The sequence below is a fragment of the Occultella gossypii genome (assembly GCF_019947135.1).
Lineage (GTDB): Bacteria > Actinomycetota > Actinomycetes > Actinomycetales > Beutenbergiaceae > Occultella > Occultella gossypii.
This window is the reverse complement of the sequence record NZ_JAGSHT010000012.1, coordinates 218,683-233,077: the sequence shown is the minus strand read 5'-3', so window position 1 is coordinate 233,077 and position 14,395 is coordinate 218,683. Positions and strand designations below refer to the sequence as shown.

General features: G+C 71.2%; 12 protein-coding genes. 2 read left to right on the top strand and 10 right to left on the bottom strand.

Annotated elements, in window-relative coordinates; all coding sequences use genetic code 11:
• Positions 1-75: 75 nt before the first annotated feature.
• The 5 genes from KCQ71_RS12845 to KCQ71_RS12825 form a co-directional block, all read right to left on the bottom strand.
• Positions 76-861, bottom strand: coding sequence for an eCIS core domain-containing protein (locus KCQ71_RS12845; protein ID WP_223406442.1), 786 nt, complete (start codon positions 859-861; stop codon positions 76-78).
• Between the two features lie 199 nt (positions 862-1,060).
• Positions 1,061-3,298, bottom strand: coding sequence for an ATP-binding protein (locus KCQ71_RS12840; RefSeq protein WP_223406440.1), 2,238 nt, complete (start codon positions 3,296-3,298; stop codon positions 1,061-1,063).
• Positions 3,295-3,975 (bottom strand): Pvc16 family protein, encoded by a 681-nt coding sequence (locus tag KCQ71_RS12835; RefSeq protein ID WP_223406438.1) that lies wholly within the window; start codon positions 3,973-3,975, stop codon positions 3,295-3,297. Before KCQ71_RS12835 ends, KCQ71_RS12840 begins: the two co-directional genes overlap by 4 nt.
• A gap of 3 nt (positions 3,976-3,978) precedes the next feature.
• The gene (locus tag KCQ71_RS12830) at positions 3,979-7,254 is read right to left on the bottom strand and encodes a DUF11 domain-containing protein (protein ID WP_223406436.1); all 3,276 of its coding nucleotides are present in this window, start codon (positions 7,252-7,254) and stop codon (positions 3,979-3,981) included.
• A gap of 163 nt (positions 7,255-7,417) precedes the next feature.
• On the bottom strand, positions 7,418-8,020 hold the full coding sequence (locus KCQ71_RS12825; RefSeq protein WP_223406434.1) for a response regulator transcription factor: 603 nt from the start codon (positions 8,018-8,020) through the stop codon (positions 7,418-7,420).
• Between the two features lie 190 nt (positions 8,021-8,210).
• Between KCQ71_RS12825 and KCQ71_RS12820 the strand changes: the two genes are divergently transcribed.
• On the top strand, positions 8,211-9,536 hold the full coding sequence (locus KCQ71_RS12820; RefSeq protein ID WP_223406433.1) for a COG1470 family protein: 1,326 nt from the start codon (positions 8,211-8,213) through the stop codon (positions 9,534-9,536).
• Positions 9,537-9,553: 17 nt separating this feature from the next.
• Positions 9,554-9,865, top strand: coding sequence for a PAAR domain-containing protein (locus KCQ71_RS12815; RefSeq protein WP_223406643.1), 312 nt, complete (start codon positions 9,554-9,556; stop codon positions 9,863-9,865).
• Positions 9,866-9,986: 121 nt separating this feature from the next.
• Here the strand turns inward: KCQ71_RS12815 and rplI are convergent, their stop codons facing one another.
• The 5 genes from rplI to KCQ71_RS12790 form a co-directional block, all read right to left on the bottom strand.
• Complete coding sequence (rplI, locus tag KCQ71_RS12810; protein WP_223406431.1) at positions 9,987-10,436, bottom strand: 50S ribosomal protein L9; 450 nt, start codon at positions 10,434-10,436, stop codon at positions 9,987-9,989.
• Positions 10,437-10,453: 17 nt separating this feature from the next.
• Positions 10,454-10,699 carry a 30S ribosomal protein S18 gene (rpsR, locus tag KCQ71_RS12805; protein ID WP_133105668.1) on the bottom strand — a complete coding sequence of 82 codons (246 nt, stop codon included), beginning with the start codon at positions 10,697-10,699 and terminating at the stop codon, positions 10,454-10,456.
• Positions 10,700-10,760: 61 nt separating this feature from the next.
• Positions 10,761-11,309 carry a single-stranded DNA-binding protein gene (locus KCQ71_RS12800; RefSeq protein WP_223406429.1) on the bottom strand — a complete coding sequence of 183 codons (549 nt, stop codon included), beginning with the start codon at positions 11,307-11,309 and terminating at the stop codon, positions 10,761-10,763.
• 34 nt (positions 11,310-11,343) lie between these two features.
• Positions 11,344-11,634: a 30S ribosomal protein S6 gene (gene rpsF / locus KCQ71_RS12795; RefSeq protein ID WP_223406427.1), complete on the bottom strand. Its 291-nt coding sequence runs from the start codon at positions 11,632-11,634 to the stop codon at positions 11,344-11,346.
• 203 nt (positions 11,635-11,837) lie between these two features.
• The gene (locus KCQ71_RS12790; RefSeq protein ID WP_223406425.1) at positions 11,838-14,312 is read right to left on the bottom strand and encodes a transglycosylase domain-containing protein; all 2,475 of its coding nucleotides are present in this window, start codon (positions 14,310-14,312) and stop codon (positions 11,838-11,840) included.
• Between the last annotated feature and the right edge of the window lie 83 nt (positions 14,313-14,395).

The following is a 14,395-nucleotide window of genomic DNA, read 5'->3' as shown; positions in this document are numbered from 1 at the left end:
GCACCGAGGGCGGGCACAGTGTCCGCGCGGACGAGCAGTCGGGAAGCAGCGGGTGCGCGAACGGGCACCCTCGGTTCACGCGTCGAGCGCGTCCTCTTCCGCCTCGCGCTGCACGAAGGCTCCTTGGAGCTCCTCCTCCTCGGCCTCGCGCTGCACGAACGCACCCTGGAGCTCCTCCTCCTCGGCCTCGCGCTGCACGAACGCACCCTGGAGCTCCTCCTCCTCGGCCTCGCGCTGCACGAACGCACCCTGGAGCTCCTCCTCCTCGGCCTCGCGCTGCACCGGCGCCGGCCCGGACATGACCCGCTCCGCGTTCGCCGCCGCCTCCTGCTCGAACCGGTCGGACGGGTCGCTGACGCGCACCCCGTCACCGGTGGGCGTGCCGTCCACCGGGCCGCCGCGCTGCTGCACCACGTGCGTGAGTTCGTGCGCGAGCATCGTGCGGCCGGCCTGTGAGGCCGGGTCGTACCGGTCCCGCTGGAACACCACATTGGAGCCGACCGTGTAGGCGTGGGCGTTGACGGCCGCTGCGGAGTCGCTGGCGGCCCCGTCGGTGTGCACCCGGACGTCGCTGAAGTCGTGCCCGAGGCGCGCCTCCATGTCGGTGCGGACGCCCTCGTCGAGGGCGCTCCCGCCACCCGACCCGATCACGTCGAGGACCGGGGACCGCTCCTGCTCGACCAGCTCGGAGACCCCCGCATTGCCGATGGCGCGCTGCAGACGGAGCAGTCCTTCCGAACCGAGCACGTCCGGGCGGCCAGGTCGCGCGGCGCCCGGGGATGCGCCGGACTCATCGCTGGTGCGCCTGGTCGAGCCCGGCCGGACCGGGCCGATCTCGTCGGCGTGGTCGTGGCTGTGCATCGCACACCCCTCTTCAGACGCGGGAGTCCTGGGTCGGTGGACTGCGATGCTGCCATCTCCTGGCCCTGCGGCACATGGTCGCCGGTGCGCCCGATCGGGCACCGCGGGGGGACCGTCCGGGCAGGCCGGCCGGGTCGCTCAGCGCGGTCGGCGGCCCGCTGGGGCACCGGGGTCCAGCGGACGCCGGGCGCGGCACGCATCAGCCGATGAGGTCCCAGTACCTACCGAACTCGGCGGGTAGGCTCAGGCGCCCCATCTTGCGGTACTCACGCTGGACGGCGGTGACGAGATGGCCCATCCCCAGCGGTGCGCCGTCGGCGGCGGCGAGGTAGGCGGCGGTGACCGCCGAGGACCGGATGGCCCCGCCCGCGAGCGCGAACGCGTCCGCGCAGAAGGCTAGGTCGAGGTCGTCCGCCCGGGGCACCACGGTGCCGAGGCAGCGGTCCCAGAGCGCGAGCCGGTGGGTGGGGTCCGGCAGGGGGAAATCCACGAGCACGTCGAGCCGTCGGGTGAACGCGTCGTCGATGTTGGCACGCAGGTTCGTGGTCAGGATGAGCAGGCCGTCGAAGCTCTCGATGCGCTGGAGCAGGTAGGCGCTCTCGACGTTCGCGTACCGGTCGTGGGCGTCCTTGACCTCGGAACGCTTGCCGAAGACGGCGTCCGCCTCGTCGAACAGCAGCACGGCGTTCATCCGGGCCGCGCCGGCGAAGATCCGTTCGAGGTTCTTCTCCGTCTCGCCGATGTACTTGTCCACCACGGTGGCCAGGTCCACGACGTACAGCTCCAGGCCGAGGTCCCCGGCGACGACCTCGGCGGACATCGTCTTCCCGGTGCCGGAGTCCCCGGCGAACAGCGCGGCCACCCCGTGTCCGCGGCCACCACCGGGCCGCATCCGCCAGTCGCCGAGGACGCGCTCGCGGTGACGCGCGCGCAGGCTCAGTTCCCGCAGCCCGGTCAGGGTGGCCGACGGTAGCACCAGGTCCTCCCAGCCGACGGCCGGTTCGATCCGGCGGGCGAGCCGGTCGAGCGCGGTGCCGTTCTCCGCCCGGGCACCCCGGCGCAGGTGCTCGGCCGCGAGCCGGCCGCCGTCGAGCCGCGCCTGGACCTGGGCCGCCCGCGCGGCCCGGACCACCTGTTCGGGATTCAGCCGGTACTGCGAGGTGGCTGCCGCGACATCCAGCGCCTCCTCCTCGAACGTGGCGTCGGCGTCCGGCTCGGCGTCGCCTGCGACCGATGGAGCGTCGGCGTTCACCGGAGCACCCGGTTCGGACAGGGCGAGCGCCCACAACTGGGCACGTTCGGCATCGGTACTGGCCGGCGCATCGACCAGCAACGGCGTCCGGGGCGCCCACGCCGGGTCCCACGGGACGGTACCGACGAGCAGTACCGGCAGGCCGCGGCGCCCGGCCAGGCCGGTGAGCGCGATTCGCGCCGACGGCACCTCGCCGAGCGCCTCCACGGGACCGGCCACCAGTCCGGCCCCGCCGAGCATCGCCTCCCGCACCGCCAGGTCCACGAGTTCGGCCGGCTCCGGACCTTCGGCCAGGTGCTGCAGGTCGAGCACGACGGCGTCCCGACCGAGCTCGCGCAGCGCACCGATGGCGAGCAGCCGCCCCGAACCCGTGGCCGCCTCGCGCACGTGGATGAGGTCCACACCCGCGGCGAGCGCTCGGGCCACCGGTCCCACGTCCCCCCACACGGCATCCGGGGCCGACACCAGGGCGCCGACGAGCGCCGGGTCCGGGTTGTCGTCGCCGAGCAGATGAGCGGCCACCCGATCCGGTATCCGCAGGGTCCGCACCGGCAGCGGCTGGTCGGCGTCGTCAACCTGCACCAGGCGTCCGCTGATCAGCGGTCCGTGCACGAGATGCGCCCGGGCCGCTCCGGACCCGAGCGGCCGGCCACACAGCGTCAGCGCCGTCGCAACGGTCGGCCGCCGCCGGGTCACGTCATCGTTGAGGTAGCCGAAGAGCTGCCCGAACCGAGGGTCGACGTCGGCGGCCAGCGCGAGCAGGAGCAGGTCGACGTCGAGGGCATCGAGGCCGAACCGGTCCGCAACCTCCCGTAGGCGCAGCCGAGCCCCGGACCGTTGCGCAGTGTCCGCCGTACGCTCGCAGTCCGTCAGGCGCGCGGATGCCGTGGTCGAGAGCGGCAGTTCCGGGCGGCGCTCGAGAATCGCCTCGACCGCCTCGTCGCTGAGGTACAGCCCCCGGAACGGATCGTCGGGCTGCGGGTCATGGGCCCGCCGCTGCGTCACGAGGCCGCGGATCCGCTCCTCGATCACCCCGAGTCGACCGAGCAGGTGCGTGATGCTGGCCTCCCCCTCTGGTCGGTCGCCCGGCCCACCCGCGCCCGCCGCCGGGAGCCGTTCAGGATCGGCCGTCGGGCCTGATGCCCGCGGCGACTCGACCCGGGCCGGGTCCTGGGTCGTCGTCACCGGCGCCGCCGCGCCCTGGCCTTCGGCGACGATTCCTGCGCGCCGGCAGCCGCGGTCGCCTCGGTGCGCGGCGGCGGACTGTGCTTGCTCCGCCCGACGTCCGCTCCGCCGTCGGGCAGCACGTCCCGCGCATCGAGGACGAGCGGTTCGCGCACGGGCGGGCCGGCCGCCTCGCCCGGCTGTACCGCGAGCGGCGCCACCACGACCACGTCGATCGACGGCTTCAGCTCCCCACCGAGCGCGCTCCACACGTCGGCGAAGCCACGGTCCTCCGGGGGCGGCAGACCGACGAGCAGCTGGATGAGCGGGTCCGCACCCGGCGGGAGCGGCAGTTCATGGTCCGGGAGGACCTCGTGCTGGACGAGGTGGGCGAGCACCACCTCGAGCAGCCGGTGCTCGTCCTCGGGCCGCTGCGTCCAGGCCGTGACGAGGTAGGACATGCGGAAGTACCGCGGCGGGTGGGACCGGGTGACCCCTTCCGGCGTCCGCGTCTCGATGATTCCTCTCGTCCGCCGGCGGAGGTCCTCGCGCAGGTCGTAGAGGTAGAGGTTGACCGTCGGGGCGTTGCGCCGCGCTGCCCACTCGGTCGTCGGCGCGTCGAGGACCACGTCCGCCTCGGCGCCGCCGAGCGCCGCACGCACCATGGCGCGCAGGGCGGTGTCCACCTCGGTGATCATGCCTCAGCCCCTGAACAGGAAGTTGGGTGCCTGGATGGACCGTGCGACCACCAGCAGCGGGCCGCGGACCTCGCCGAACGCGCCGGCCGGCGAGGTCGCGATGACGTCCCGCTCCCCGAGGAGGTCGCGGGAGACGAGCACCAGCGGGATGACCAGCCGGCCCTCCGCACTGACCACGTACGGTCCCGGATTGACCGTGATGCCCTGGCTCCAGGTCAGCATCACCGCCTGCCCCGGCGGGAAGTCCTCACCGTAGGCCAGGACCGCGTCACCGGGGCGGGCCACCGACGGCAGCAACCGGATCTCCGGCTGAAGGACACTCACGACGGCAGTGGCCGCATCGTTCGTGGGGTCCACGTCCACATGCGCCGCGGTCGCCTCCAGCGCCACGGTTGCGGTGAGCTGGCCGGTCCCTTCGGGCCCGACCGGGAGCAGACTCGCCTCCAGCACGACGGAGTCGCCGATCAGGAGCGGGCCGATCGGGCAGGACCCGGCTCCGGTCAGGCACGCCACGGTCGCGGGGTCCGTCAGGTCCACCGGTGGCGCGAGATCGTCCGGGGCCGTGGACGAGATGTTCAGGGCGGTCGGGACCACACCGGCCGGGAACCCGGTCGTGACGGTGGCACTCGTGATCGCCGCGGGCCCGTTGTTCGTGACCGTGATCCTGGCGATCATCGGTTGGCCACCGACGTACCCGGTCGGGGGACTCACCGCGAGGGTCAGGTCGAGGTCGGTCTGCTGGTCGCTGCTGCCAGTGATGGTGATCGAGGTTGCGGCGCGGTTGTTGCCGGCGTCCCGGTCCGGTCCGCCGGGCAGCACCACGGCGGTGACCTCCGCGGTGGTGCCCGGCACGCGCCCGAGCACGGTGAGGGTCAGGATGCTCACGCCGAGCGGGCCGATCGGCTCGGTCGGCAGACACGTGAGGATCAGGTCGTCGAGCGTGCAGCCGGGCGGAGGCTCACCCAACTGCAGCTCCGCCGGCACCTCCAGCAGCACCCGGTAGGTGCCGACGGGGCGTTGGCCCTCGTTGCGCACCGTGAGGGTGAGCTCGCTGGCGCCGCCGACCGGCACCACGTTCGGGCTCGCCGCCATCGTCAGGGACAGGTCCACGTCTGGCTGGACGGTCGGCTCCGTCTCCGGTCCGGGACCCTGGGCGACTTCGCGCAGGCCCTCACCGTCTGGGCGGACCGCGTAGATTCCCCAGTCGTCCGCGAGCCCGGCGGGCTTACCGGCGAGGTAGATCTCGGAGCCGTCCGAGGACCAGGCGGGATCGGTCGCCGCCGACAGTTCCAAGCGGCTCGCGGTTGGGACGCCCTCGTCGTCGAACCCAACAACAGGGACGGCGTCGATGAACGGCGCGGTTGGGTCCTCCGGATCCAACGTGATGAGCGCGATGCCGCCACGCACATCGAACGGCACCGAGACCGCCGCGATCGCCGCGCTGGACATGTTCGTCGGGATGTAGGCATCGGCGACAGCGATCGTGGTCCCGTCCGGTGACCACGTCGGCGCCCGGCCCTCGATCGTGGAGGGTGAACACGATTCCGGCAGGCAGCCCTCCGGGTAGTGGAGGAGCGGTATCGCCGAGTTCGCGGGGTCGGTGGTCTCTGGATCGATCAGGACGAGCCCCATTCCACTGGTACCCACCAGGTACCGGCCGTCCGGCGACCAGTCGGGCTCACCGACGTACCACTCCGCGGAAGTATCCGTGACCGGGGTGGTCGTCGCCACGGGGATCCCCGGACCACCCGCGCCGGGGACGAAGTCGGCCACGAGGACCTGCCGGTCGTACTCCTCCCCGAGATGGCGCAGGCGTTCGAATGCGATCCGGGTGCCGTCGGGTGACCACGTCGGGTTGATGTCCTGGGCAACCCGAAGGTCTCCTGGGAACTCCGTCCCTGGCGGTACGGGCTCGCCGGGATCCCAGGCGTAGTTGAGCGGGTACGTCACGCTGCCGTCCGCCGCTGCGAGCATGAGACGGCTCCCGGTGCGGCCGTCCTCGGTGACCGCCTCCGAACTGAACACGAGCCAGGAGCCGTCCGGCGAGTACGCCGGGTCGGCATCGTCCGCGTCCGGGATCGACGCCGTCGACACCCGTCGACCGCTCCCTGTGCGCGCGTCCACGTCGCCGAGGTTCGAGTCGGCTGAGCCCATCGACGCTGTCACGACGGTATCGATCTCCGGCGGCCCCGAGCCACCCGCCGGTGGATCCGTCCAGGCTGCATGCGACTCCGCGTTGGGCACAAGGGGATCGCCGAACGTCCACCCCTGGTACTCGAAGTCGAACCGCTGGGCGCCGACCCCCTCGCCGCCGTAACTGACCGAGGCGTCGATGATGTCCCCGTACGGTCCGAGGCTGGTGCTGGTGATCAGGAGCACCGCGTCCGATGGCCATTCCCCTTGTGTCAGGCCCCAAGCGGGTTCGCTGCCCTGGACGCCAGCGAAGGAGAATGGCGACCAGGGGTCGAAGATCTCCCCCTGGTCCTCGAGTTCCTCCGGTGAGGCGGCGAAGAGATCCACCAGGGCGACTGAGCCATCGGCTCGGTACCGGGTGGTGGCAAATGCAAGTGCGACGCCGTTCCCGACAGCCCCGACCGATGGCTGGGTGTCCGCGGCCGGATCGGACGTGATCCGCCACAACGCAGGCTTCGAGCCGAGGTTGGCCAGGTAGATGTCGCCGAGCGGGTCGTCCCGGGTGGAGGAGAACACGAGGTCGTTGGACTCGAGGCTGGGCAACCACGATGGCCATAGATCGTCCCCGTCACCGCCCGGGACCTCCTCGACCATGCCGCCCTCGCACGGTGGATCCCCGATGGACGCCACCGCAATCCGCCACGGCCCGTCGTCCACGCTGGTCGCGTACGCGACCAGTTGACCGTTCGGGGAGACCACCGGATGCGAGACGCGCGCGTCGTCACAGGTGATTCGCACGGGTGCGTCGGTGCCCACCACCTGGACGTACACGTCACCGACGCCGGACTCGTCGGTGCGCACGAAGGACGAGACGGCCTGCTCGGCCGACGGTACGTAGACCACCGAATACTCGCTGTCGCCCTCGCGCCCGGACAGGCGCTCCACGTCCGAGTCGGGCAGGCTCCCGGCCGTGCCGACGCTCCACGCCGCCTGGCCGAGCCCACCACCACGCTCGGTGAAGGCGACCCGCGTGGACGCCGCGTCCGGCGCCGGCAGGTCCGCGGTGATCGGGGGCATCGGCACGGCCGCGACGGCGGCCGGGGCGAGCAGCCCCAGCGCCGCGGTCACCGCCAACGTGCGTGCCATGTCCCTCTTCCCTGAATCCGGCTCGTCCTACTCGGGGACAGGCCGATCGCCGCATCGAACCCCACGGTGCCCGATCGGCCCGCCCACGTCAGCGGCACCGGGCCCGCCCCGCAGGCAGCGGCGCCTGCCCGATCGGGCAGGCACCCGCGCCCGCCGAGTCCGCCTAGATCAGGCCTTCGCGCAGCGCATAGGCGACGGCGTGCGACCGGTTCCGTAGCTGGAGCCGGGTCGTGACGTCGTGCAGCACGTTCTTCACGGTGCGCTCGGAGTAGGCCAGGTGCTGAGCGATCTCCGCCGTGTCCAACCCGTCCGCGATCAACCGCAGCACCTCGATCTCCCGGGTCGCCAGACCGGTGAAGGTCAGCCCCCGGGGACGCAGCACCTGCCGTTGCAGCGTCCCCACCTGATCGAGCAGCCGCCCGAGCAGATCCGGCGGCACGCTGCCCTCCCCGACAGCGGCGCCGGTGATCACCTGGATCAGCCGGTCCGGCGTCGCCTCGCTGCGACGCACCAGACCCACTGCTCCGGCCTCCACCGACGTGACCACGTCCGAGCCGTCCAGGGTGCCGGCCACCAGGACCGGCCTGCTCAGTCCACGACGGTGCACCACCCGGATCGTCCGGAGCGCCTCCTCGTCGACGGCGTCCGTGACGACCACGACCACCCGCGCGTCATCCGCCTCATCCGACCGCAGGACCCGAACCTCGGGTCGAGGCCGGAGCGCACTGACCACGCCCGCCTCCGAGATCGGATCGCGGGCACTCACCCACACTTCTACGCGTTCCATGTCCAGTTGTCCCATCCCCCACCCGATCTCTGATCCCGGGTGCTCGGGCACCAGTGTGCTCAGCGCACTGATCGTGCAATCAACGCTGACTCACCGGGCAGCAGCGTTGCCCGCATGGCCCGCCTCCCGGGCGGTCCCGCGAAGCCCCTGCGGGAATACCGTCGACGACATGACGACCTTGGCGAAACTCGACTCCACGAGCCTGCGGCTGGCCGCCGGCTCGGAGGCCGTGGTGCCGCTGAGCATCCGCAACACCGGCACGATCGTGGAGGGCTACCGGATCGAGGTGCTCGGCACCCCCGGCGCCTGGGCGACCGTGGAGCCCGCCCAGATCGACGGGCTCTACCCGGACACCTCCACCACGGCCTCCATCACGTTCCGCCCACCGAAGGACGGAACGGTCCCGGCCGGCTCGTTCGACTTCGGCGTGCGCGTGGTGCCGATGGAGCACCCCGAGGAGGCGGTGATCCCCGAGGGCGTCGTCGAGGTGCTGCCGTACCTGGACACGACCGCCGAGCTGGTGCCCCGCTCCTCACACGGGCGCCGCGGCGCGACGCATCAGGTCGCCGTCGACAACCGGGGCAACGTGCCGGTCACGGTGAATCTCGCCGGCGCCGACGACAAGTCCCAGCTGACGTTCAAGATCCAGCCGCCGCAACTGGTGGTCGAGCCGGGTCAGGCAGCCTTCGCGAAGGTACACGTCAGGCCGGTCAAGTCGTTCTGGCGCGGGCCGGACGTGACCCACCCGTTCGTCGTGTCCGCCGCCGCGGATGCCACCACCCCGGTGGCCCTGGACGGCTCACACGTACAGACGGCGATGCTGCCGAAGTGGTTCTTCAAGGCGCTGCTCGCCCTGCTGGCGCTGCTCGCCCTGCTGGCGCTGCTCTGGTTCACCGTGCTGCGCCCGACCATCGAGTCCGCCGCGCAGGCCGCCGTCGCCGAGGAACGCCAGGAGGCGGTCGAGGCCGCCGAACAGGCCCAGCAGGCAGCGGTACAGGCCCAGGAGGCCGCCGCCGGTGCGCAGACCGCCGCGGAGACGGCCGGGAACTCCGCCGCCGCGGCCGAGGAGCGCGTCGTCGAGGTCGAGGACGCGGTCACGAACATCCTCGGCGGTTCCGAGATCGTGGTCCCGACGAGCCTCCGGCTCCAGGTCGACACCGGGCAGGGCGCCACGGCCACGACCTCGCACACCGTGCCGGAGGACACCACGCTCCGGGTCACCGACTGGGTCTTCTCGAACCCGCAGGGCGACTTCGGCCGGGTGGTCGTGCGGCACGGGGAGACGATCGTCTTCGACCTCGCCCTGGAGAACTTCCGCACGGTCGACTTCCACTTCCAGTCTCCGCTCGTGGTGGCCGACGGCGAAACTCTGGTCGTGACGGTCACGTGCAGTCAGGTGGGGGCGCCGCCCGCCGTCGACCCGCCGACCACCTGCGACACTGCCGTCCTGATCGGCGGCACGAACGCCACGCCCGCCCCGCCGGCCGCACCCTAGGCGGCGGCGCCGTGCCCATGGGACCCGCGCTACGGGCCGGTGACATGGCCCTCTGCTCCCTCTTTGACGGCCCGAAGCCGCACGTGGGCGGCCCGATCACGCCGGCCGCCACGGTGCCGACGGTGCTCATCGGCGGCCTGCCCGCGGCCGTCGCGAACAACCTTCCCGGCGGGGTCGCCTGCGTCTCCCCCGCGCCGAACGGGATCGCCATGGGCTCGGCGACCGTGATGATCGGCAACTTCCCCGCCGCCCGCCTGGGCGACCTGACCATGCACGGGCAACCCATCGCCCCCGGGCCCGGCTGCCCAACGGTCATCATCGGCGGCTGAGCACCTGCGCCTACTCGACCCGACCCACCCAACGGGACCCTCCGCCGTCGGGCCCGGAGATGCACGCGAGGGCCCGGCGTCGCAACGCCGGGCCCTCGCGGGTACTACTGGGGGGACTACGTCAGGCCGGGACGACCTGGATGTCCACCGTCGCGGAGACGTCCGTGTGCAGACGGACCTTGACGGAGTGGGTACCGAGGGACTTGATCGGGTTACCGATCTCGACCTTGCGGCGGTCCACGGCCGGGCCACCGACGGCTGCGATGGCCGCAGCGATGTCCGTGGTGGTGACCGCACCGAAGAGCCGGTCGCCCTTGCCGGCACGGACCTTCACGACGACCGGCTTCGACTGCAGCGAGTCACGAACCGCGCGGGCGTCCTCGATGGTCGAGATCTCGCGCTTGCGACGAGCCGCCTGGATCTGGTCGATCTGCTTCTGCGCACCCTTGGTCCAGCCGGTGGCCAGACCGCGCGGGAGGAGGTAGTTGCGGGCGTACCCGTCCTTGACCTCGATCACGTCGCCGGGAGCGCCGAGGCCGGTGACCTCGTGGGTGAGAATGAGCTTCGTCATGGTGTGCTCCTCCAGCCTCAGCGAGCAGAGCTCGAGTAGGGCAGCAGAGCCATCTCACGGGCGTTCTTGACGGCCCGGGCGATCTCACGCTGCTGCTGGACGTTGACACCGGTCACGCGGCGCGCACGGATCTTGCCGCGGTCCGAGATGAACTTCCGCAGCAGGACGGTGTCCTTGTAGTCGATCGGCCCCTCGAGCTTGACGGCCTTGAGGGGGTTGGCCTTCTTCTTGATGATGGGCTTGCGCGACTCACGCTTCGCCATGGTGGTACTCCTTCGCTACTCGCGCGTCAGGCCCGCGGGCCGCGCGCGATCAGATGATGATCTAGAAAGGGGGCTCGTCGCCGAAGCTCGAGCCGCCCGTTGCCCACGGGTCGTCCGCCGGAGCGTTGCTGCCGCCGCCGCTGTTGCCGCCACCGCCACCGGTGCCGCCGCCGCTGTTGCCGCCGCCGCCCTGGTAGCCGCCACCGCCACCGCCACCGAAGTTGCCGCCGCCACCGCCGCCACCACGCTGGGTGCGGGTGACCTTGGCACTGGCGTACCGCAGCGACGGACCGACCTCGTCGACCTGAAGCTCGACGACCGTGCGCTTCTCGCCCTCGCGGGTCTCGTAGGAGCGCTGGACGAGACGGCCCTGAGCCACCACGCGCATCCCCTTGGTGAGGGACTCCGCGACGTTCTCCGCGGCCTCACGCCAGATGGAACAGCGCATGAACAGGGTGTCGCCGTCCTTCCACTCGTTCGACTGGCGGTCGAACTGGCGGGGGGTCGAGGCGATCGTGAAGTTCGCGACGGCCGCACCCGACGGCGTGAACCGCAACTCGGGGTCGGCCGTGAGGTTTCCGATCACTGTGATGACGGTGTCGCCTGCCATGAACGCTCCTTCTTCGGTTCGCGGTCAGTCGCGCTCAGTGCGCGTCGGGACGGATGAGCTTGGTGCGGAGCACGGACTCGTTGAGCCCGAGCTGACGATCGAGCTCCTGAGCGAGCTCGGAGGTCGCGGTCAGATTCACCACGGCGTAGATCCCCTCGGACCGCTTCGCGATCTCGAAAGCCAGGCGGCGCTTGCCCCAGATGTCGACCTTGTCGACACTTCCACCACCAGTGGTGATGACGCCCAGGAGCTTGTCCAGGGACGGAGCAACGGTGCGCTCGTCGATCTCGGGGTCGAGAATCACCATCAGTTCGTATTGACGCATGCTTAAACCCACCTCCTTCGGACTTTACGGTCACGGTCTCTCCGTGACAGGAGGGTGCTGCGTGCTCCCCGGGTCCGTCCGGACACATGGATGACCACGGTTCCGGACGAGGGGGAATACCCGACCAGCCTACCGGACCGTCACGGCCTCGACCGACGCGCGGTCGCGGGTGTGGACAACGTCACGGTGCCGGCCTGGCGGGATCAGGGATCGGTGCGGCCCGGCGGGGTGAACAGGTCACCCCAGCCCGGCAGACCGGTGCCGTCCGCCGGGGGGTCGGTCGGATCGGTCGGTTCGCCCGTGGGCTCCTCGGTCGGCTCCTCGGTCGGCTCCTCGGTGGTCGGCTCCTCGGTCGGCTCCTCGGTGGTCGGCTCCTCCGTGGGCTCCTCGGTCGTCGGCTCCTCCGTGGGCTCCTCGGTCGTCGGCTCCTCGGTCGGCTCCTGCGTGGTCGGCTCCTGGGTCGGCTGCCACGTCGGCCGCTCCGGCTCGGTCCGATCCGGGAACTCCTCGACCGGCAGGTCCGCGACGGCCGTGGTCATGTACTCGGTCCAGATGTCGGTGGGGAACGACCCGCCGGAGATCGGACTGACGCCACCGAACCCGTCCACCATCGAGACCTCCTCACCGTTCTCGCCGACCTGATACATGGCCACGGACGTGGTGATCTGGGGGACGAAGCCGACGAACCAGGCCGACCTGTAGTCGTTCGAGCTGCCGGTCTTGCCGGCCGCGGGGCGGTCGATCTCGCTGGCGGTCTCGCCGGTGCCGCTCTCGACGACCTGCTGCATGGCGTAGGTCGCATCCGCGATCACGTCCGCTTCGAACTCCTGCTCGCCCTCCGACCCCCCGGTGTAGAGGACCTGACCGTCACCGGTCGCTGCGGAGGCGACGATGAAACGGTCCCGGTGCACGCCACCGGAGGCGATCGTGGAGTAGGCCTCGGCCATGTCCGCCGGGTGCGGGGCCGCCGGGCCGAGCACGTTGGAGGGCACCGGGTCGATCACGGTCTCCTCCGGGATCCCCAGCCGGTGCGCGACATCGACCAGGCGTTCGGGGCCGACGTCCGAGTTCAGCTGCACGTACACGGTGTTGACCGAGTTCTCGGTTGCCTCGACCAGATCGATGTTGCCGCGATTGACCCTGTCGAAGTTGCGCACCTCGTACCCGTCGACGTCCATCGGCGAGTAGCTCGCGTACCGCTCCTCCAGCGAGACGCCGCTCTCGAGGGCAGCGATCAGCCCGAACACCTTGAAGGTCGAGCCACCCTGCGCCACGTCCTGGGTGGCGGCGTTGCGTTGAATGGTCAGATAGTCCGCGCCGCCGTAAAGCGCGACGATCGCACCCGTCTCGTTGTCGATCGAGGTCAGCGCCACCCGGACCCCCTCCGGGGTGTCCTCGGGCACGTTCTGCGAGGCCGTGATCGCCGCCTGCTGCAGTTCGGGGTCGATCGTGGACACGATGTCCAGGCCACCGCCGTCGATCTGGTCCGCGGTGAGGCCGGCCCCAAGCAGTTCGGCCCGGATCATCTCCAGCAGGTACCCGGTGGGTCCGGCGTAGGTGTCGGTACGGGTCGGCTCGATCGTGGCCGGGAACTCCTGGGCATTGCGCTCGGTCTGGGTGATGAAGCCACCATCGACCATGTAGTCGAGCGTCCGGTTCCAGCGCGCCTCCGCCTGCTCCGGGCTCACGGCCGGGTCCCAGTTGGACGGCGACGGGATGATCCCGGCGATCAGCGCGGACTCGGACAGGGTCAGTTCCGCGGCGGAGTGACCGAAGTACTCCTGCGCGGCCCGCTCGATCCCGTAGGCACCACGGCCGAAGTAGATCGTGTTCATGTAGTTGCCGAGGATCTCGTCCTTGCTCTGCTCACGATCGATCTTGATCGCGAGGATCGCCTCTCGGAACTTGTCCGCGTAGCTTGAGGTCTGCCCGGTGTAGTACCGCTCGACGTACTGCTGGGTGAGGGTCGAGCCGCCCTGGGTCGGGTTGCCGCGGAGGTTGTTCCAGAGAGCACGGAGGATCCCGATCGGGTCCACCCCCGCGTTGGAGTAGAAGCGCCGGTCCTCGGACGCGACGATGGCCTGGCCGACGTGCTCGGGCAGGGTCCCCGCGTCGACGATCTCGCGGTTCACCTCCGCGAACGTGCCCATCGGGGTGGTCCCGTCCGCGTAGTAGACGGTGCTGCCCTCGGCGAGCGCGACGTCCTCCGGTTCGGGCACATCGGTCATCTGGTAGGCATACACGAACAGGCCGACGCCGAGGAGGAGGAACGTCACGAACGTGCCGAGCACGAACCGCCAGCTCGGCAACCAGCGGTGGATGGGGCCCTTGTTCGGGCGCGGGTAGTTCCAGAACCGACGGGGCTGCTGGTACGGGCGGCCCTTGTAGCCCTTCTTCGCCTTGGCCTTCTTGCCGCCGTTGGCGGACCGGCCCGACGGCGCGGCGGCGCTGGTCGTCGTGGTGGTGGTGCTCTTCGTCGGGCGTGCCGTCGACGTCTTCTTCCACTGCGAGGGTCCGCCGCCGGCGGCCGGCGGGATCACCGGCGGCCGCTTCGGTCCAGAGCCGGTCGCGGCGGGCTCGGCGGGGCTGGACTCCTGGCGGCCACGCACGCTCCGACGGGTCGGCGGCGTCGCCGGGTCACCGGGGTCTGGAGCGCCGGGACGTCGTCCTTCTGCCACGTTCGAACCTCTCTGATGGGTCACGCCGGTACCCATCCGGCGGGCACAAGCGCCTCCCAGTATGCGTCCGAAGTCTGGGAGAA